The organism is Algoriphagus terrigena DSM 22685, assembly GCF_000429445.1.
GTDB classification, from domain to species: domain Bacteria; phylum Bacteroidota; class Bacteroidia; order Cytophagales; family Cyclobacteriaceae; genus Algoriphagus; species Algoriphagus terrigena.
Window position 1 is genome coordinate 50,767 of sequence record NZ_AUBW01000011.1, and the last position, 21,864, is coordinate 72,630.

General features: G+C 47.8%; 12 protein-coding genes. 9 read left to right on the forward strand and 3 right to left on the reverse strand.

The features are described from left to right. Positions 1-11 precede the first annotated feature (11 nt). The gene (locus G459_RS0111445; protein WP_245588170.1) at positions 12-3,671 is read left to right on the forward strand and encodes a glycosyltransferase; all 3,660 of its coding nucleotides are present in this window, start codon (positions 12-14) and stop codon (positions 3,669-3,671) included. A gap of 175 nt (positions 3,672-3,846) precedes the next feature. Here the strand turns inward: G459_RS0111445 and G459_RS0111450 are convergent, their stop codons facing one another. Continuing rightward, positions 3,847-5,190 carry a Gfo/Idh/MocA family protein gene (locus G459_RS0111450; protein WP_026967778.1) on the reverse strand — a complete coding sequence of 448 codons (1,344 nt, stop codon included), beginning with the start codon at positions 5,188-5,190 and terminating at the stop codon, positions 3,847-3,849. A 482-nt stretch (positions 5,191-5,672) separates the two neighbouring features. On the opposite strand from G459_RS0111450, the gene G459_RS0111455 reads away from it, so the two are divergent. After that, on the forward strand, positions 5,673-6,116 hold the full coding sequence (locus G459_RS0111455) for a GNAT family N-acetyltransferase (protein ID WP_026967779.1): 444 nt from the start codon (positions 5,673-5,675) through the stop codon (positions 6,114-6,116). 78 nt (positions 6,117-6,194) lie between these two features. Here G459_RS0111455 and nagB read toward each other — a convergent pair whose 3' ends face one another. Beyond that, positions 6,195-7,025, reverse strand: a complete 831-nt coding sequence (gene nagB / locus G459_RS0111460) for a glucosamine-6-phosphate deaminase (RefSeq protein ID WP_026967780.1) — start codon at positions 7,023-7,025, stop codon at positions 6,195-6,197. 380 nt (positions 7,026-7,405) lie between these two features. Between nagB and G459_RS0111465 the strand changes: the two genes are divergently transcribed. Continuing rightward, positions 7,406-10,678: an amidohydrolase family protein gene (locus G459_RS0111465; RefSeq protein ID WP_026967781.1), complete on the forward strand. Its 3,273-nt coding sequence runs from the start codon at positions 7,406-7,408 to the stop codon at positions 10,676-10,678. 262 nt (positions 10,679-10,940) lie between these two features. Here G459_RS0111465 and G459_RS0111475 read toward each other — a convergent pair whose 3' ends face one another. Beyond that, positions 10,941-12,269, reverse strand: a complete 1,329-nt coding sequence (locus G459_RS0111475; RefSeq protein WP_026967782.1) for an ammonium transporter — start codon at positions 12,267-12,269, stop codon at positions 10,941-10,943. Between the two features lie 349 nt (positions 12,270-12,618). Here G459_RS0111475 and G459_RS0111490 point away from each other — a divergent pair, with 349 nt between their 5' ends. The 6 genes from G459_RS0111490 to G459_RS0111515 all read left to right on the forward strand — a co-directional run bounded on the left by G459_RS0111490 (position 12,619) and on the right by G459_RS0111515 (position 21,793). Beyond that, the gene (locus G459_RS0111490; protein ID WP_026967783.1) at positions 12,619-13,059 is read left to right on the forward strand and encodes an SRPBCC domain-containing protein; all 441 of its coding nucleotides are present in this window, start codon (positions 12,619-12,621) and stop codon (positions 13,057-13,059) included. Between the two features lie 377 nt (positions 13,060-13,436). Next, a complete protein-coding gene (locus tag G459_RS0111495) occupies positions 13,437-14,426 on the forward strand; it encodes a glycosyltransferase family 2 protein (protein ID WP_026967784.1) in 990 nt (329 codons plus the stop codon). Positions 14,427-14,470: 44 nt separating this feature from the next. Beyond that, a complete protein-coding gene (locus G459_RS0111500; protein WP_026967785.1) occupies positions 14,471-16,300 on the forward strand; it encodes an ABC transporter ATP-binding protein in 1,830 nt (609 codons plus the stop codon). Between the two features lie 277 nt (positions 16,301-16,577). Further along, on the forward strand, positions 16,578-18,488 hold the full coding sequence (locus G459_RS27305; protein ID WP_169725022.1) for a glycosyltransferase: 1,911 nt from the start codon (positions 16,578-16,580) through the stop codon (positions 18,486-18,488). 34 nt (positions 18,489-18,522) lie between these two features. Continuing rightward, positions 18,523-20,838 (forward strand): glycosyltransferase, encoded by a 2,316-nt coding sequence (locus G459_RS27310; RefSeq protein WP_051315179.1) that lies wholly within the window; start codon positions 18,523-18,525, stop codon positions 20,836-20,838. After that, positions 20,831-21,793, forward strand: a complete 963-nt coding sequence (locus G459_RS0111515; protein WP_026967787.1) for a glycosyltransferase family 2 protein — start codon at positions 20,831-20,833, stop codon at positions 21,791-21,793. The genes G459_RS27310 and G459_RS0111515 overlap by 8 nt, the downstream gene beginning before the upstream one ends. Positions 21,794-21,864 lie beyond the last annotated feature (71 nt).

Below are 21,864 nucleotides of genomic sequence, written 5' to 3' on the forward strand. Positions count from 1 at the left end.
TTACGGTAGACATGCTCACCACCTTTTGTCCTGGAGAGCCCTTTGATATGTTGGAGCGGACCTTGCGGGCGATGGTGAACGTACGATATCCGCACACTACTTATCTGTGTGATGAGGGCAATGATCCCTTGGCTAAAAGACTTTGCAACGAACTAGGCGTCGTACATGTCAGCCGTGAAACCCATGAGGACGCCAAAGCAGGAAATATCAACAATGCTTTGAAACAGGCAACTGGCGAAATTTGTGTCATTCTTGACCCTGATCACGCGCCTTTTCCGGAATTTCTGGACCATGTCCTGCATCATTTCGACAACCCTGACGTTGGGTACGTGCAGGTGGTCCAAGCATATGCAAATCAATCGGAATCTTTGATCGCGCAGGGAGCAGCTGAGCAAACTTATGTTTTTTACGGTCCTTATATGCAGGCAATGGGTCAGTACGGTACTGCGCAGGCGATCGGAGCAAATTGTACTTTCAGAAGAAAAGCATTGGATTCAATTGGAGGCCACGCTGCGGGCCTTACCGAAGACATGCATACCTCTATGTTGCTCCACGCTGAAGGTTGGAAGTCGGTCTACGAGCCGACGATCTTATCCAGGGGTATGGTCCCGAGTAGTATATCCGCGTACTATAAACAGCAATTGAAATGGAGCAGGGGGACATTTGCCCTGTGGTTCAGACTTTTCCCGAAGTTGTTTACCAAATTTGACTGGAGGCAAAAACTCCACTACGGTCTCATGCCAGTTTATTATTTGTTCGGACTTATTGGAATAGTAGATTTTGTCGTTCCAATTTATTCCTTGTTGACTGGGGAATATCCGTGGCTGATCGATCCCGAGGTGTTTTTTGTTTATTTCGCTCCCTTTTTCCTCTTCAGTTTCGTCTATAGATATATTGCGCAAGCTTGGCTCAACGAAAAAGAGGAAAAAGGGCTACATCTGATGGGTGGTATTTTGAGAGTGGGAACCTGGTGGATATATACCATTGGATTTGTCTATACATTACTTAAAATCAAGGTTCCCTATATACCCACTGAAAAAGAGCATTCTACGAAAGGGGAATTGTTGTTGGGATTGCCTAATCTTTTTATAGCTATAGTTTCGGCCTTAGCAATAGGATACGGCTTGTCCAGAGATTGGCAACCCTACAGTATGTTGATGGCATTTTTTGCCTCGATCAATGCGTTTATTCTGTTTTTTTCCTTTGCCATCGGGCAAACTACTTGGGTAAAACATTCAAAAAGCGAATTTTACAGGTTTCGGGACCGATTCGCAATCCAAGAAAAGCAACTCTCCTATCTTAAATTGAGCCGTTTGGCTTTTCGTTCTTTTTTAATATTGTTGTTGTTCTCAACTTCTTTTTTAATCATTAGTGCCATCAGAATCGAGAATTCGAAACTTCAGACCTCGGCCTTGCAAGCCCCAAATGAAAAACAATTGGGCGGCTTCTATATGGGGATTTACCATGCCCGCTCGGATACCCAGTCGGATCTTTCCTTGATTCAAAAGCTCGAAGCTGAGTCAGGCCAACAATGGTCTGTTGTCTCTACCTATACAGCCTGGGATGACGACCAAATCCCGGCTGAAAAACTAAAAGAAATTATTGCTCATGGGGCCATTCCTATGCTTACTTGGGAGCCATTTTCCAATTTATTTGAGGACTATGCTGACAACGATGATCTAAGAAATAACAGGAGGGTTTTTAGGTACATCCTCGATGGCTATTTTGATGCGTATATCGACACGATGGCCATCACGTTGCGAGACCTACATTCCCCTGTGTTTTTAAGGTTTGCACATGAAATGGAGAACCCTATGTATCCATGGTCAGCATCCGGTAAAAACACATCTGAAGAATTTGTTGAGGCCTGGAAATACGTACACCTGAGATTTGAAAAAGTGGGAGCCCACAATGTTTCATGGGTGTGGAGCCCTTGGTCTACAGAGGGTTTCGAATCTTATTTTCCGTATGGCAGTGATAGCTCTATCAATCAATATGTTGATTGGATAGGATTAACGGCCCTAAATTATGGCATTGCGTCACGGGAAAGGTCTTCTAAATCTTTCGAGGAAATTTTCCGGCCGTTTAAGGAGCAAATCAAACGCAAGGGCTTGGAACTTCCGGTCATGTTGGCCGAGTTTGGTTCGACGTCCTACGGGGACGATGGTAGAGATTGGTTAGACAAATCGTTTCAGAATATCCGCGAGCGCCACGAGGAAATCAAAGCAGTTGTTCTGTTTTACAGCGATTTGGACAAAAACTGGATTACTGCCTGGCGTCCCTCAGAAAATACAGAGTTTATCGACTGGTCTGTTGATCTTAAGGATTTTGGAAAATCCATGTTTGAGTTTGAGCTGTTTCACGAAAGAAATTATTTAACTGAATCAAGCGACAAACAAATTGACATCATTCCTCCCACCATGCTGAAAAGCAAAGATGGAGACCATCAACTTCTGGTTGAGGGTGAACCATTTTACATAAAAGGAATCGCCTACAATAATGGAAGTGACTGGCAGGAAGGGTTTAAGCCGTTATCAAGAAACCAGTTGGACACTGACTTCCAACTTATCAAAAAGATGGGAGCCAACACCATCAGAAGGTATGAGCCCGGCATCTATGACAGAAATATCCTCAATGCAGCAAGGGATCATGATTTGAAAGTCATGTTCGGATTTTGGTTTGATCCCAAGGTGGATTATTTGAAAGATACGGAAAGGTTGAAAACCTATCAAAAGAAGGTGTTGGCAGAGGTGGAAAGGAATAAAGATAACGAGAGCATCATCGCCTGGAATCTTGGCAATGAGACTTGGGGTCTGTTGAAGAAGCACTATGGCCAACCCTACCTGAGTATGGTTAGGAGAAGTTATCTCGAATTTTTGGATGAACTAGCTGTCAGAATCCGACAAATTGACCCAGATAGACCAATTTTCTCCTCTGAGGAACATGACAATGAACGACTGATCGCTGCCATTTACCAGTATAAGGCTTATGCTCCTCATATCGATGCGATTGGTGTCAATTCCTACTATGAGGAAAATATCAGTGAGCTCCACGCTACCATGGAGAAAGCTTATCCCGGAAAGCCCTACGTCGTGTCGGAATTTGGCCCCAAAGGCTATTGGAATAAGGAGCTGGGAGATTACTGGGGAGATAGTTTGTTAATTGAAGTTTCTTCGCTCAATAAAGCGGAATGGTATAAAAACCAATGGTCGAATTACATAGAGAAATACAAAGGCAGAAACCTGGGAGGGGTAGCCTTTAGCTGGACCGATCGGTATGAAGGTACTGCAACCTGGTTTGGAATTACGGATTACAAAGGTAGATTGAAGCCTTCTTACTATTCCCTTAAGGCGGTTTGGCAAAAGGAGGACCAAGGGCCAACCGCTTTTCCGGATATTACGATCACAGGACACTGGCATTTTTTACATCCCGGAGAAAGTTTATGGCTATCTGCGGCTATTACCAACGACTACAAGGGAGAATTGGAGTACACTTGGGAAATATATGACCAGGATTGGCGAATGAGCAGTCCAATTCTTGATACTAAGCTGGACGGAAAGTATGTCGAAATTGAGGTTCCATCTAAACCTTCCAGGGTATATCTATATGCAAAAGACTCTGCAGGAAATACGGTTACAGCTTCCCGGCCTTTGTTGATCTTGGGACAGTAAGCCGTAAAAGGTTTTAAACTTTTCTGGATTTTTACAATTAATCTGGAGTCCGCGTACCGCAGTATCTTTCCGAGACTGGCTGGCGCTTGGCTTGGCATAAAAGCCAACATCTCAAAGAAAAACCCGACGGGATCATTCCCATCGGGTTTTTGCATACATATCAAAATAGCAAAGCTTAGACCGTAGCAGGTACCTCAAAACCCGGTCTATAATCGCGTGTCAGCATCTTGTCTGCCTCGGCGTCATTGACGAAAGTCTCTGTTTTCGGGTCGAAGTGCAACACCCGATCCAGCCTGTAGGCGATGTTGCCTAAGTGTGCTAGTGCCGAGGACAGGTGAGCGGTTTCTACCGGACCATTCAGGATCGAGCTGTCGCGGGCGCGAACTGCCTTGATGAAGTTTTCGAAGTGACCATCGGTGCCTCCAAGTCCACGATCAACGCCGTCTGCCACTGGTCCGCCGTCGGATTTTGACATTCCTGGTTTGTTGTCTTTTCCGAGGAACGAGGTGTACTTGTCGTAGCCGTCAACCACGATGTAGCCTTTGTCGCCGTAGAAGATATTGCCGACTCCGGCGCCGCCTTCCGTGTTGGTCAACCAAGGTCTCACTTCGAACTGGATAATTTTTTCCTGCTCAGGATAGTGATAGATTGAGGTCAGCAGTTCGGGAGTCTCCTTGCTGTCTTTCCACAGGAATTTGCCGCCCATGGAGGTGATCTTCGTAGGCAGACCTACATCCAAGCCCCACTGACAAAGGTCAGTTTCGTGGATTCCCTGGTTTCCGACATCACCGTTGCCATAATCCCAGTGCCAGTGCCAGTTGTAGTGAACCAAGTTTTCGGTAAATGGCGCTTTCGGCGCCGGGCCAGTCCAAAGTTCGTAATCCAGTCCTTCAGGTACCGGAGAAAGACCCTTGTCGCCAATATCACCTCTCATTCGGAATACCAATCCACGGGCCATATAGACCTTGCCGATGTAGCCATCACGCATGAGTTGAACGGCTTCCTGTACAGCTGGAGAGCTTCTCAACTGCACTCCGTGCTGGACGATTCGCTTGTACTTGTGCGCAGCTTCGACCATCCTGCGTCCCTCGGCAATGTTGTGCGACCCAGGTTTTTCGACATAGACGTCCTTGCCCGCCTGGCAAGCCCAAATGGTAGCCAACGAATGCCAGTGATTTGGCATGGCAATACTGACCACATCGATGTCTTTATTTTCAAAGACTTTGCGCAGATCCTGCTCTATGGCGACATCGGCATTGTACTTTTCTTTAAAGCTCACCTGATTTTTTGTAAGCAATCTCATGTCCGGATCACACAGCATGGTCACCTGGAGATCCTTTTGTGCCATGAAGCTAGAGATGTGACTTTGTCCTCTTCCGTTGATGCCCAATACGGCCGCGTTGATTCGGTCATTTGCACCAAAAGCCGACGAAGGGATGAATGTGGGAAGAACAATCGCCGCCGCACCGGCAGCAGCGGTCTTTTTGATGAATGTTCTTCGGGTTGGATCTTTTGACATATTATTCGTTGTTAGGTTATTGTTTTTAGTTCGATGAGGATGCCTTAACACCCGCATCGGATCTGCCCAGATAAACCGGGCGTGTGTACCAAAATGGGTTATTGCGTATTGGATTGAAGTTAAATTTTAATTCGCTAAACACCTTCAATAAAGTGAGTAGCGGTCAAAGTATTAACTCAATCGATTTCGGACGATCTTTTTCCTAATCGGATGGGAATCAACAGCACACCGATCGGAGCCGTGATCTGGACCGTATTTTCCCAAGCTGCCCCGAAGGGATGGATTGAGCATTTACAGCCGAGATTTTTTCCTCGCTATTACTACCCGAATTTCCCCAAAAAGACTAGTCGGCAATGGAAGTTTTTGAGGTTGAAACCTTTTCGGAAGATGCATTTCCTCTAGTCGGAACCGTTGCAAAAAAGGGAAGTAATATCTTTAGCCCGCCCACGAGCTACAAACCCGCTAAAACCGAAGGAACAAGAATGGAGATTATCGAACAGACATTTTCAGAGTATTTGATCACGACAGACAGGAGCAAGATGGACGTGGCCGCAATCCATGATTTTCTCTCAAAACACTCCGGTTGGAGTGACAACATTCCTCTTGAACGGGTGAAAATCTCCATCGAAAACTCGCTGAATTTTGGGCTTTTTCACAAGGGAACGCAGATAGGGTTTGCCAGAGTTATATCCGACTTTTCGACCATCGCATATCTGGGAGATATCTATGTCTTGGAAGAATACCGTGGAAAAGGGCTCTCCAAAAAGCTGATGGATGCCGTGATGAACCATCCCAATTTGCAGGGGCTGCGACGCTGGATCTTGCTGACCTTGACCGCCGACTGGCTGTATGAAAAGTATGGGTTTGCAAAATTGCCCAAGCCAGAAATCTACATGGAACGCTACAATCCGGCCGTTTACGACTGATAACGGAGTCGGCTTTTGACGACGGGTAGGCAATGAATGCGTTGAGATTGATGGGCTTTATTCGTCAGCGTCGGGATATTAAAACAAATATTGATCGCCTTGACTTGCCAGACTTGGATCGATGTTGTCCTTTTCAATATCCTTGAAGTATTTGTAGGTGCTGACCTTCAGCTCGTCGGTTGCTCCTTCGTCGCACACGATCATCGACTTGTGGTGGAGTTGCAGGGCGCTGATGGTCCACATGTGGGACACGCCGCCCTCGACCGCCATGTGGAGCGCGCGGGATTTTTGGTGGCCGTTGACGATGATGACCACTTCCTTGGCGTCCATCACGGTGCCGACTCCCACAGTGAGTGCGAGTTTGGGAACTTTGTTGAGGTCGTTATCGAAAAACCGGGAATTGACCATCCTAGTCTCCGTGTTCAGTGTTTTGACGCGGGTTCTGGAGGTGAGGGAAGAGCCAGGCTCGTTGAACGCGATGTGGCCGTCAACTCCTATTCCGCCCAAAAATAAGTCGATTCCACCCACCTGCTTGATTTTATCCTCGTACCGGAGGCATTCGGCTTCGAGATCTTCAGCGTTCCCGTTCAGGATGTTGATGTTTTCCGACGGAATGTCAATGTGGCTGAAGAAGTGGCTGTACATAAAAGAATGGTAGCTTTCGGGGTGGGATTCTTCCAGCGCCACGTATTCATCCATGTTGAAGGTGATCACATTCTGAAAGGAGACTTTCCCTTTCTGATTGAGCTTGACCAGTTCCCGGTAGGTTCCCATCGGAGAGGAGCCGGTCGGAAGGCCCAGTACGAAAGGTTTGGAGCTTTTCTCCTGGTGCTTCTTGATCTTGCCAACAATGTAGTTGGCGACCCATTTCGAAAGCAAATCATAATTATCATGAATGAGAAGTCTCATCTATTGATTGGATTTATTGTAGATCATTCGATTTGATGGATTCCTGTGGCCTGTTTTTCCTGCGGAAAGCTATCGGGGGGAATCCCTGTCAAGGAGCTGTGAAATACCCGGGTCACGCTTTTACTGATTTCTGGGATTCATTCGAGCTTCTTTGCCTTCAATTATACTCCAAACCCATGAAATAGTACTACGGGGTTCGCTTCCAGAAATGGATTTTTGACGGATTATTTTCGACAATCCGCAATTATAGGATTCAGTCTGGATTTTTCCGTTTTTTTACTAACCCTGATTTCCACTCTCCTTCCGCTCCGAATTGGACGAAGGGAAATTTTCGGGCATTTTTTCATTAATTAGCCCGTTCAAAACCACAAAACCAAACCATGACATTAAAACTACTACTGTTTTCAGCATGTCTGTTGCTTCAGGGGACTATTCCTCTGCTCGCCCAAGATAAATGGGAGGTGAGTAAAGGAGGAAAAGACGCAGAACTCCAATCAGTGGACTTGCAAACTGACGAGGGGACTTGGATGTCCCTCGACATCAGTTCGGACGGGAAAATGATTGTTTTTGACCTGCTGGGGGATATCTACACCATGCCGGCTGCGGGCGGGAAAGCTACAGCGCTCCGGTCAGGCTTGGCCAACGACCTACAGCCGCGCTTCAGTCCGGATGGCAAGAAAATTCTTTTCACCAGTGATGCCGGCGGCGGAGACAATATCTGGGTGATGAACTCGGATGGCTCGGATGCCAGACCGATCACCAATGAATCCTTCCGACTGCTAAACAACGGGGTCTGGTCGCCAGACGGCCAGTACATCCTTGCCCGGAAACACTTTTCTTCGGGACGTTCTCTGGGAGCCGGGGAGATCTGGATGTATCATATCACTGGAGGAGCGGGCTACCAGCTCAGCAAAAGGAAAAATGACCAGCAGGATGTGAACGAACCTTCGGTCTCCCCGGACGGGAAGTCTGTGTACTATTCCGAAGACATGTATCCTGGGGGAATCTTCGAATACAACAAGGATCCGAACAGTCAGATCTATGTGATCCGCCGGTATGATCGGGAAACCGGTGAAACCGAAACGATTGCCGGAGGACCTGGAAGTGCTTCCCGGCCGGTGATTTCCAACGATGGCAAAAAGCTGGCAATGATCCGCCGAGTCAGAACCAAGTCGGTCTTGTTTGTGAAAGACTTGGATACGAAAGTAGAACTGCCTGTTTATGCCGAGCTGGACAAGGATCAGCAGGAAGCCTGGGCGATCTTTGGCACCTATCCTAATTTTGCATGGCATCCAGACAATACCCATATCCTGATCTGGGCTGAGGGGAAAATCAAAAAGGTGAACACTCAAACCTATGCGGTCTCAGAAATCCCGTTTGAAGTCACCAACAAAATCCAGGTTGCGGAAGCCGTACGGTTTCAGAATCCTGTATTCGAGGAGGAGTTTACCTCCAAAGCCGTGAGACAGGCGGTCACGTCTCCCGATGGGAAGTGGCTGGTATTTAACGCGGCGGGGCATCTTTGGAAAAAGTCTCTGCCCAATGGTGCCCCTGAGCGACTCACCCAACTGAATGATCTTGAGTTTGAGCCAGCATTCTCAGCCGATGGCAGCCAGCTTGCTTTTGTCACGTGGAACGATGAGCAAAAAGGAGCCATCTATCTCTACAACTGGATAACAAAAAATGCATCTCCCAAAAAAATCTCTATAGAAAAAGGGATTTTCCGTACGCCATCCTTCAGTCCGGACGGAAGCAAAATCATCTTTAAGCGTCAGGGTGGAAATGGTGTTCAGGGCTCCACGTATACTGGAACGCCGGGTATTTATTGGATGGCAACGGCAGGTGGGACGGAGGTTTTGGTGACAAAGGAGGGAGACTTTCCCATGTTCAACCAAAAAGGCGATCGCGTTTTTGTGCAGACCGGAGGCTATTTCTTTGGCTCCACTACCAAAACGCTGAAGAGCATGGACCTCAGCGGCAACGACGAGCGGGTGCTGGTTTCCTCCAACTACGGCAACCGAATCGTACCTAGTCCGGATGAAAACTGGATTGCATTTATTAACCTACACAAGGTCTATTTGGCACCTTTTCCAAAAACAGGACAGGTGGTCGAGCTCGCTCCGACGGGTTCTTCAGTCCCAGTCACTCAGCTGACCCGGGATGCAGGAATCAACATCCACTGGTCAGCTGATTCCAAAAATATCCACTGGACGCTGGGCGAGGAATATTTCACGAATGCCGTGGAAAACCGATTTACGTTCCTTCCCGATTCTCCGGAGACGCTTCCGGCAATGGATACCACGGGGATCAAAATCGGCTTGAAACTCAAGTCCGACGTGCCAGAGGGAAAGATCGCTCTCACGGGGGCTCGAATCATCACAATGAATGGGGATGAGGTAATCGAAAACGGAACGATCCTGATCGAGGGAAACAAAATCCAGGCGATAGGAATCGACTTGAAACTTCCTGCTGGCACAAAAGTGATCGATGCCAAAGGAAAGACAATTATGCCAGGCTTGGTCGATGCACATGCACACGCCGGACAGTCTTCGAGCGGGCTGAGCGGCCAGAAGCACTGGCAATATTACACCAATCTGGCTTTTGGCGTGACGACCACACACGATCCCTCTACCAACAGCGAGTTTGTCTTTAGCCAGGCTGAGATGATCAAGGCAGGCTACATGGTTGGGCCGAGGATTTTCTCTACCGGCATTATCCTGTACGGGGCAGATGGTGATTTCAAAGCAGTGATCAACAACCTTGAAGATGCCCGCGCTGCTATCCGCCGGACCAAGGCGTTTGGGGCTTTTTCTGTAAAAAGCTACAACCAACCACGGAGAGATCAGCGTCAGCAAATCATCCAAGCCGCTCGTGAAAATGAAGTTTTGGTCGTGCCTGAGGGCGGGTCGAATTATTTTCACAACATGTCGATGATCATGGATGGTCATACCACCATTGAACACAATGTGCCTGTAGCACCGCTTTACAAGGATGTTCAAACCCTTTGGAGCAATAGCAAGACCGCCTATACTCCGACGCTGATTGTGAATTTTGGAGGACTCGCCGGGGAGTATTTCTGGTACCAAAAAGACAACGTATGGGAAAACGAGCACCTGCTCAAATACACCCCGAGATCCGTCATCGACAGCCGCTCTAGACATCGGACTATGGCACCGCTTGAGGAATATGAAAACGGCCACATCCTTGTTTCAAAATCTGCTAAAAAACTGGCGGATTTGGGCGTGATAGTGAACACCGGCGCGCACGGACAGATTCAGGGACTTGGGATGCACTGGGAAACCTGGATGATGCATCAGGGCGGTATGAGCAATCTGGAATCGCTGCGGGCTGCTACACTGAATGGAGCAAAGTCTCTGGGTTTGGATGAACAGATCGGTAGTCTGGAAGTGGGAAAACTTGCGGACTTGATCGTGATCGACGGCAATCCGCTGGAGGATATCTACCAATCTCAAAATGTGAAATTTACCATGATCAATGGGCGGCTGTACGATACGGCTACGATGGATGAGGTAGGAAATCACTCCCATGCACGCTCACCGTTTTGGTGGGAGCTGGCCCCTTACAGCGACACGTTCGACTGGCATGAAGAAGGAGAAGGATTTACGACTCCGCATTGCAGTTGCGGAAGATGAGTTGAGTTGAAAAACAAAAAGGCTGTCCCGTTCCGATCGGGACAGCCTTTTTTTGAAAGACTTTTTTCTCAGAAAAAAATGAGATTTGCCGAACAAAAAGCTTTGTCTTTTTCTTTGTGACCTTGAAAATCGATGAAATAGAAATTCCCGATTGCGGTTCAATTAGAGCTTGCTATTTGCTATTCTTCTCGCTTTCCTTTGCAGTAGAATCTTTTCGGCTGAGTATCTCCATATTGTAAAACAATGAGGCGTCGGTTTTCCCTTAGATCGACTCCCCGTGCTGGGAGATATCCAGGCCGATTTCCTCGTACTCTTCCCGCACCCGCAGCGTGACAAATTTGTTGAGCACGAAGAAGATCAGATAGCCCATTCCAAAGGAAAAGGCACATACTCCGATCAGGACAAGCATGTGTGATCCAAAGACCGACCAGCCGCCGTTCATGAGACTGGAGCCTTCTTTTCCGGCGAAGATGGCCGTCAGGATCATTCCCATGATCCCGCCAATGCCGTGACAGGCAAAGACGTCCAGCGTGTCGTCGATCCGCTTCAAAAACTTGGCATGCATCGCTATATTGGAAACAATGGCTCCCACCGCTCCGAAGAAGAAGCTTTGGGGCACTGTGATATAGCCGGCTGCCGGCGTGATGACCACCAACCCGACCACAGCACCGATACAGGCTTGCATGGCAGAGATTTTTCTCCCCTGAATCCGGTCAAATAAAACCCACGTCATCATCGCAGTTGCTGAGCAAATTGTCGTTGTGGCGAAGGCCAAGGCCGCGGTAGCATTCGCTCCCAAAGACGATCCGGCATTGAAGCCGAACCAGCCAAACCAAAGCATCCCTGTGCCTAAAAGCACGTAGGTGATGTTGGACGGCTCGTGATGCGGTTTTTTTCTTTTTCCCAGAAAAAGTGCTCCTGCTAGCGAAGCCAACCCCGCGCTGATGTGGACGACCGTGCCTCCGGCGAAATCAAGTACTCCAAAATAGGAGCCGATCAGTCCGTTTGGATGCCAGACCATATGTGCGAGTGGCGCATAGACAAAGACGCAGAAGATGCCGATGAAGAAGAGATAGCCGATAAACCGAACGCGCTCCGCGAAAGACCCTGTGATGATCGCCGGAGTGATGACGGCGAATTTCATCTGAAACAGCGCAAAAAGAATAAATGGAATCGTCGGACCGAGCGCTTTGTGCGGTAATTCCGCTACCTGATCAAAAAACATGTACTGAAAAGGATTGCCGAAAATCCCGTATTTGACGCCGTCGATGGTGATGCCGATCGGGTCGCCAAAGGCAATGCTGAAGCCGACGACCACCCAAAGCATGGTGACCACACCCAGTGAAATGAAGCTCTGAAGCATGGTGGAAATGAGGTTCTTCCTGACCACCATTCCTCCGTAAAACAAGGAAAGTCCAGGTGTCATCAGCAACACCAAACAGGAAGCGGTCAACAGCCAAGCAATATCCGCATAGTTCAACTGCTCTTCTGTCCCAAAATTTTCAATGATTGGCTGACTATGTTTCCAAAATAATCCAACGACCGGAGCGGCAATTGTGATTAGAAACGCTACTTTCCATTTGAACTTCATTCCACTTTTTTCCATATGGCAAAAGTAAAATAATAAATGTTTTATGCTGTGTTGTTTCACTATTGCAGAATAAAAAATCAATCGCTATGGAAATTGACGGCAGATAGAGACCGCGAATTGGAGTTGACTTCCTCACTCGGATCGAGCTTGGGCGAACTCTCAGGTGAGGAGGAGTTTTTAAGTAAGGAAAAAGACTGTTCCCATCGATAAGTGCATTGATACCGAGGTCGTTGTTGGATGAACTTATGGGTTGCTGATTTTGTCCAAAAATCGAGAATTGCTATCTTGAATTTGCAGCCTGCTTCTCTCTGCGCTAAGCGGAAGTTGATCGAAAAAAAACAGAACCGACATGAAACTCATCGCCAAGGCAACCATACAAATCCAAAAACCCATCTCAGAAGTTTTTGAAGGAATTGTAAATCCCGAACACATGACGAAATACTTCATCTCTGAGAGTACTGGGCGGATGGAAACAGGGAAAGAGCTGGTCTGGAAATTTCCGGAGTTTCCCGATGAGTGTCCAGTAAAGAACGTTGAGGTCGAGTCCAATCACTCAGTTTCATTTGTTTGGGATGAAGAGACGGTCGTCAGCATTGCCTTAGAGGCGCAGCTGGACGGAAGTACTGTGGTGCGCGTGGTCGAAGACGGGAAGGCTTACAATGAGAATAGTCTGAAATGGGTAATTGGAAACACGGAGGGCTGGGCAAACTTTTTGGCATGCATGAAGGCGTATCTCGAATACGGCATAGAACTCCGCAAAGGGGCGTTTGATTTTATGAGAAAAGATTGACGCCAGCTTATCGGGGGACGGTTTCGAGCTTTTGGTTGATTTTTTAGAAAATAAGAAATCCTCAAGCAGTAGTCCTCTATGATTCATGAGGATATGCGCGAATATCCCATAGTTTTTAGTCAGAAACCTTGAGATCGACTATAGTAAAGCGTGCATCATTTTTGAAAGGTCTGTAGCATTGATGCCCATTCCGACGTTTGACGGGAATGAGGCGGCAGGATTCAGCGTAGCTAGAAGATTTGGCCGAGGAGGGTTGATTCTTTTTCGAATCTCCAATTCGTACCTTTGCGCCCATTGAGTGCTTAGTGTCTGAACAGCCGGATAGCTAAATCAACTGTAGATCCGGGGCCACGCTCAACCGACTCAAACCAACGACGATGTATAAAAGGAAGAGTGTATCCATTATAATTCCCAACTATAATGGCGTTTCCTTGCTTGAAAAATACCTTCCCGACACGCTTCGTGCGATCCGCCATGCCGGGGTTCCCTACGAAGTGATTGTCGTGGACGACTGCTCCACGGATGGTTCGGTGGACTTTATCCTTGCCAACTATCCCAAGACAAAATTGCTCATCAACGCTTCAAATCGCGGCTTCTCCTACACCTGCAACCAAGGAATCAAGGAGGCAGAGATGGAGCTCGTCCTGCTGTTGAATTCGGACGTCTCACTAAGCGAAGATTACTTCGCGAAGCTTTGGCGGTACTTCGAGGACCCGGATACTTTTGGTGTGATGTCGAGGATCATGAATACCGACGGGAAGATCGAAGACGCTGCCCGACTTCTCGCCTTTAGCGGGATGAAGTTCAAGGCGACGCGGTTTTTTTACAGCAATGATCCCACAAAGAAAACCCCTACAGCCTACCTCTCCGGCGCGAACGCGCTGGTCTGCCGGGAAAAGCTGGTGGAACTTTCAGGCTTTGATGAGGTGTTTTCTCCGTTTTACTGCGAGGATGTGGATTTGAGCTTTAGAGCGTGGAGGATGGGTTGGAAATGCTTCTACGAGCATGAGTCGGTCTGCCACCACGAGGTGTCCAATACGATCCGTTCGACCCATTCAAAGAACAAATTGTTGTCGGTCGTTTACCGAAACAAACTGATCCTTCATGCCATTCATCTCGACGGATTGCGGCGGAGGCTCTGGTACGTTCAGATGCTCTTTGTGGAGGTGTTACTCCGCGTGTTGGTGGGGAAGTTCTGGATCTTGACTGCGCTAAGAGAGTTCTATAGACGCAGAGCCGAAATCCGGATTTCCCGGGAAAAGCTAAGCCAACAAATGGTCGGGAGAAATTCAAAACTCAGCCTTTTTGAAGTAAAAAGAAGGTTTTTTGATCCCGTCCGAGCCTGGGATGTTAGCTTTGTACGATAATTAATTGAACCTAAACGAAGCAATCCAATTGCTGTGATACGTTGATGAAAACCTATTTCAGGTTACTGGCATTTGCCAAGCCTATCGAAAAATTTGCCATTCCTTACCTGATTTTCACCGTACTGGGAGTCATCTTCAACACGCTCAACCTGGCACTGCTAGCGCCGCTATTGAGCACGCTTTTCAATAGCGGAGAAGGGGCTGAAGCAGTCGCCACCAAGCCAGAGAATTGGACCGATGTATTTGGTTATCTGAACTATTACGCGCTTCAGGCCAACCAGGAATTTGGGACGTTGGGAGCATTGAAGGCGGTATGTGCAGTGATCATCCTGTCCGTGCTGCTGGGAAACCTGTTTCGGTATTTTTCTGAACGGGTGATGGAAAATATGCGGATTCACACGCTGCTCAATCTACGAAAGCGGGTTTTTGAAAACGTCATGAATCTGCATGTGGGCTACTTCAGCAACCAGCGTAAGGGAGATATCATTGCAAAGATCTCCTCTGATGTGCAGGTCGTCCAATACTCTGTGACCGCGACGCTCCAGGTGGTGCTCAAGGAGCCGCTGCAGCTCATCGCTTATATTTTTATGCTGTTCGCGATTTCCTATAAGTTGACGGTGTTTTCACTGCTGGTCATTCCGGTGTCGGCTTTTTTTATAGCCAAGATTGTCAAGCGGCTAAAGACCCAGGCCGCCCAGGCGCAGCATCTGTATGGGGTGATGATCAGCTATCTGGACGAAGCGCTGTCGGGGATCAAGATCATCAAGGCTTTCAACGCGACCGAGCTAATCAAAGACAAGTTTCACAACGAAAACGTGAAGTACTCGCAGCTGGGGAAAAAGATGGCCAAAAGACAGCAGTTGAGCGCTCCGGTATCGGAATTTCTCGGAGTGACGATGGTGACTGGAATCGTCCTATACGGCGGTTCACTGATTATCAACAATCAGTCTGAGTTGAGCCCTTCCGATTTCATCGCCTACATCGCACTTTTCAGTCAGGTGATGCGACCGGCCAAAGCGCTGACCAATTCCTTCAGTACCATTCACTCAGGACTTGCTGCCGGTGAGCGGGTTTTGGAATTGATCGATGAAAAACCAGATATCGAGGACGTTCCGAATGCCACAGCGTTGGGGACGTTCAAGGACAAGATAGAGATCAAAAATCTTTCATTTTCCTACCCCGGCCGACCGGTGTTAGACAGGATAAACCTGACCATTCCCAAAGGGAAAACAGTAGCATTGGTTGGGCCATCGGGAGGAGGGAAGTCTACTTTGATGGATTTGCTGCCCCGATTTATCGAGCCTCAGCAAGGTGACATTCTGATTGATGGTCATGATATCCGGAAAGTGACTATGGATTCACTTCGCGGCATGATGGGATTGGTCAACCAGGAATCCATCCTTTTTAACGACACGATTTTCAATAACATCGCCTTCGGAAATCCCGCGGCAAGTCAAAGGGAAGTGGAGGAAGCTGCGAAAATAGCCAACGCCCATGAGTTCATCATGCAGATGGAAGACGGCTACCAATCCAATATGGGCGACCGGGGACTGAAACTTTCCGGAGGACAAAAGCAGCGGATCTGTATCGCCAGAGCGGTGCTGAAGAATCCGCCGATCATGCTGCTCGATGAGGCGACATCTGCGCTGGATACTGAGTCAGAGAAGTTGGTGCAAGAAGCGCTGACCAACCTGATGAAAAACAGGACCTCTCTGGTGATCGCCCATCGACTGAGTACAATCCAAAATGCCGACATCATCGTGGTGCTCGAAGCTGGCAGGATCATCGAGCAGGGAAATCACCAAGAGCTGATCGCCCGAGAAGGGCTGTACTGTAAGCTGGTGAACATGCAGCAGTTTAGTGAGATGGATTAAGCCTGACAAAATCTACCCAACGACTTAGCGGATTTTACCGAAGATGAATTCATTTACAAAAAGGATAAACTTTCTGATCGACCACTGCTATGCTAGCGCGGTGAAGCGAGGGCGGCCTTTCAATCCTTTGCGGCAGCCATGGGTGATTGGACTCTACGTCCTGGGCATGATAAGCAGGTTGTTCGCATCGTCAGGATCTTCGGATATTTTAGCTCTTTCCGGTAAGAATCGATTGATGCGTTTTTTGGGACACAGCTTTTTTCCTAATAAGCACGGCATGCCTGAGCTTTCTAAGGACGAAATTTCCAAAAGGGAAGTTGAGTTTTCAGAAGCGGAAAACCCGAAAGTCACGTTTTTGGTAGGGTGTGGAACTGACTTAAGCAATTTGGTCAGGCTGTTGGAATCCATCAAGGCAACGAGTGCGGGGATTGCCATCGAGGTGATATTGCTAGTGGAGGAAATTGAGACGGAGACGGCCCGCTTCATAGAGAATAACATAAGGGGTTTGGCTGCTTGCCACACTTCTGAGTCTGCTGGGTTTTTAACTACGCTGAACCGTGCCGTAGCGAATTCAAGAGGAGAGTTTTTTGCGGTGCTGAAGCCGTCGGTTCTGCTTCGGCCAAACTGGCTAAGAGAACTTTTGAACGGGATTTCCAGAGAGCCGAGAATAGCGATGGTCGATGGAAAAGTTCTCGCTAAGGATGGGCTTCTGGACGAGGCGGGGACTTTCTTGGATGCGGCTTTTCAACTTCAGAAATATGGGGAATCGGATTTTCCCGACCGTCCCAAATACAACTTTATAAGGGAGATGGAATTCAATGTCGGAAGCAATACGCTGGTCAGAAAAGAAGATTTTGAACGAGCCGGAGGATTTGAGAAAGGCCTCTCTTTAGCCGATGCGTTTTGCACGCTTTCATTCACTTTTCGTGAAAAACTTGACAAAAAAATCATCTATCTGCCTCAAGCGGAAGCGATTCGACAGGCAGCTGAAGAAGGTGGGAAGCTTGATGTGTCTGGATTTTTCGTAAAAAGTGGGGGAGGGTCTCTAGAAAGATCCTTCGATGATGATCGCAACGCACGCCTATTGCTCAATTCCCGAAATGTGCTTTTTATCGATATCGGGCTTCCTGAGCATGACAGGGATTCTGGGTCGCTGCGGGCGTTTTACTTATTGAAGCTGTTGAGGGAGCTGGGAAATCACGTGATTGTCGTTCCCCGCAGAGGGCAGGTAGCCTCTCCTTATTTTGAGGAGTTGATTGGTCTTGGAGTGGAGGTACTCTACGCGTTTCCGGATCGCAAAGGGATGAGGAGAGAGTTGACGGCACTATTGCCGTCAGTAGCTGTTGCATGGATTTGCAGGCCGCAGCTAAATCGTGAATTTGAGTGGATATTCAGGATCAATCCCAAAATCAAATGGATTTTTGACACGATCGATTTGCACTATATGCGCTTGGCGAGAGAGGCGGAGGTGTTTAAGAGTACACGATTAGTGAAAAAGTCGGCGCGGTTTAAAAAACTTGAACTGTCCATTGCTTCCAAAGCTGACTTGACGCTCACGGTGACTGAGGACGAGAAAAATCTGCTCGAAGGGCAGGGAATCAGACAGATAGCGGTGATTCCGAATATTCACGAAAGCCACCGGCTTAGCGACTTTCCTAGCTTTTCTCAGCGAGAGGGACTTCTGTTTATCGGGTCGTATCATCATCCTCCCAATGTAGATGCGGTGAAGTGGCTGGTGGAAGAGATTATGCCGATCGTCTGGGAGAAACTGAGGATTCCTGTTACGCTTTTGGGGAATGCACCTGGGAAAGAGGTTCAAGCGCTGAAAAATGAGCTCGTGAGAGTGCCGGGGTACGTGCAGGACATCGCTCCGTTTTTTACGAGTCATCGGGTTTTCGTAGCGCCCCTGAGATATGGTGCCGGGATGAAAGGAAAGATCGGAGAGAGTCTGGCGTATAAACTTCCAATCGTGACTACTGCAGTAGGAGCGGAGGGCGTCGGATTGACCCACGGGGTCGATGTCTTGATCGCCGATGACAAAGAGTCTTTTGCGCAGCAAATAATCCAGGCCTATCAGGACGAGATGCTCTGGAGCGATCTCGCCTCCAACTCAGAGAAAGTGCTCAACAGCTATAGTCCTACCCAGATCAGGGAAAAGTTGAGGATAATACTAGAAGGATTAGGATGATGTTTTTTTTTGAAAGTGTTTCAATAGTAGCTGAATGAAGATATATAAGTGGATAGACAAGTATAACAAGAGATACTGCTACAAGATCAACAACAAGTATTATCGCGGGAGAGACGCCGGAGGCAGTGTGTTTTTTCGACTGCATCCCAAGATCATCCTGTATTATCTGGTGAGGTTACTTATTGTACTTGTGGGTATTATCACGTTCAAGAGAAGTATTCTGGATGAGCTGAAGAAGCCCCTCCAATCCAACCGTTCAGTATTCCTTTCTCCGGACTTTCACAGCAGTTTTTCCATCCGGGTCCAGGAGTTTTTTCTGACGCTGTTTGGCTATCGGTTCTTTGTTTCTCCAGCTACCCTTCCGCAATTGGGGCAAAAGGAAGTGATGCGGCAAAAGATAAGATTCCCCCAAGTTGAGCGCGTGGAGGTCTCGGTGATCATTCCGGTCTTCAATCAGCTGTCCTACACATACAATTGTCTAAAGTCAATCGAGGACAATCTTCCTGAATCAATCAAGCTTGAAATTATTGTGGTGGACGATTGCTCCTCAGACGATACACCGGCTTTTCTCCAAGAGAATGTCACAGGAATCACCTACATCCGAAACGAAGCGAACAAGGGGTTTTTGGTAAACTGCAACGAGGCGTCAAAGCTTGCCAAGGGGAGCTACCTGTATTTTCTGAATAACGACACACAGGTCACTGCTGGCTGGCTGGAGCTGATGCTTGACGTCTTGAAGGACGAACAAGTCGGATGTGTGGGGAATAAACTAATCTATGCTCACGGGCTTTTGCAGGAAGCTGGAGGGATCATCTACCCGGACGCGAGTGGCGCCAACTATGGGAGAAATGACCTGCCTGACCGACCTAGGTACAATTACATTAGAGCCGTCGATTATTGTTCTGGGGCCAGCCTCTTGTTGAGGAAAGCGGATTTTGAGCAGCTCGGCCGTTTTGACGAGCGATATACACCTGCTTACTACGAAGATACCGATCTATGTTTTGCGGTGAGAAATGTGCTGAAAAAGAAAGTTGTGTATCAGCCCCTTGCCGAGATAATTCATTTCGAAGGAGTTTCTTCGGGGAAGATCATCAAGAAGAATACAGTAAAGGCTTATCAGGAAGTGAACCGTGAGAAATTCCAGAAGAAGTGGGAATCTGTATTGCTCGACGTTCACGGTCGGAGAGAGGATGTGTCAGCTGATAGCCGCAAGTTTTTGCCGGCCAAGCGCATGGTCTTTGTTGACAACATTATCCCTGCCCATGACAAGAATTCGGGTTCTTTCAGAGCGTATCAGTTGATCAAGATGCTGACGGAACTGGACTACCACATCACCTTTATCCCCGATGATGCAAATAGGACAGAGCCATATTTTTCTGATTTGGTAAAAATAGGAGTAGAAGTCTTGTATCGCTATCCTAACCGACCGGCGATGATCAGAGAGCTGAATGCAACGCTCGAACAGTGCGAGTTAATCTGGATCAGCAGGCCGGAGATGAACATGGAGTTTCGATGGCTTTTCAAGAAATTCCCTGAGGCAAGATGGGTGTATGACACCATCGATCTGCACCACATCCGCCTGCAGCGACAAGCCGAGCAAGTGGGTGATGAACACTTGATGGCGGAAGCGCAGCGGGTGAAAAAAGATGAGCTGGAGATCGCAGAGGCGGCGGATCTTACCCTGACAGTGACTTGGGACGAAAAGATTTTGCTCGAAAAAGAAGGTGTAAAAAACGTCTCCGTTATTCCCAATATTCATGACCCGGTTGTTTTACGTCAGGATCAGCCTTTTGATCATCGGGAAGGCCTACTATTTATTGGAGCCTATGATCATCCGCCGAATATTGACGCTGCGCAATGGCTGGTCCATGAGATCATGCCCGAAGTTTGGAAGGTGTTGCCATCCCTGAAGCTGACCTTGCTTGGAAGTAAACCTACTCCGGAAATCTCTGCTCTGGCCACTGACCGGGTTTTTGTTCCCGGGTATGTGGCGGATGTGTCAGCTTACTTCCTGAGCCATCGGTTGTTTGTCGCGCCTTTGAGATTCGGAGCTGGAATGAAGGGGAAAATCGGTCAGAGCCTCGCCTACAAACTTCCCGTGATTACGAGCGTCGTCGGCGCGGAGGGGATGAATCTAACCGATGGCGAAAACGTTCTGCTCGCTAACAGCACGGAAGAGTACGTTGCGAAGATACTTGCGCTTTACGGCCAGGAGGATTTGTGGAATACCCTTTACTCCAACTCCCATCAGGCAATCGCGCAATACAGTTATAGTACAATCAAAAAGGATGTGACAACGCTTTTGGATACGTTGTCTCCGGAAAACCCCAACAGACACTCCCATGCCTGATATCTCGCCCAAAGTCTCCATAATCATTCCGACCTACAACTATGGTCGTTATATTGAGGGCCTCATTGCAAATCTTCAACAGCAGTCTTATGAAAACTGGGAGGCGATAATAGTTGATGACGGTTCTACGGATAACACTGAAGAACAAGTGGAGAAATATGGAAAAGGGGACGATAGGATTATTTATTTGAGGATTACGAACCGAGGATGCGCCGGTGCAAGAAATGCCGGCTTGGAGCTCGCGACGGGCGACTTTTTGCATTTTCTGGATGCAGATGATCTGATGAGCAGAGACAAACTTCGGCTACAGCTGGAGCAGGCATTGACACTGCCTCCTGACGTGATCACCTACACCGATCTAGTTTATTTTGAGGATAAATTCCCTGACAGACACTTTCCTGATTTCAATATGAAGGGGATTGAGTGGATGCCAAAATTCGACGGCAATGATCTGAAAATGCTGGAAGCACTGGTCAGAAATAATTTCACAGCGGTAAGCAGTCCACTGGTTTCCAGGAACTTTATCTTAGAAAATAAACTGAGTTTTGACGGGAGACTCGACAGCAAAGAAGACTGGCTTTTTTGGATTGAATGTGCGCTGGCGAATGCGTCATTTCGCTATTTCGGCGACGATAGAGCACAGACACTGATTCGACGTCATGGCAGTAGCCTTACTTTACAAACGAATACTCTGCAATTCGGCGAAGTGATATTTCGAAAGAAGCTAAGCGCCGTGATCGAAACATCCAAAGTTGCCCCTGAGATCAAGCTGAAGTTGAACCGGATGAATAGTGAATTGCACAAATGGTTGATGCTAAGGATTGTCGAAAGAATTAACTTTCGGAATCCAAGGGAAGTTATAGACTGTGTCAAGCGTTTGGGCTTGAAAACTACATTGATTTACTTGTTCAAATACCTCAATTATAAGAGGAAGTCGGGACAGAATTTAAGCTAATGGGTTTGTGGGCCGATAGGCAGCGCAGGATAAGATGAATGGAGACCAGCAACTCCAAACCAGGACCATCC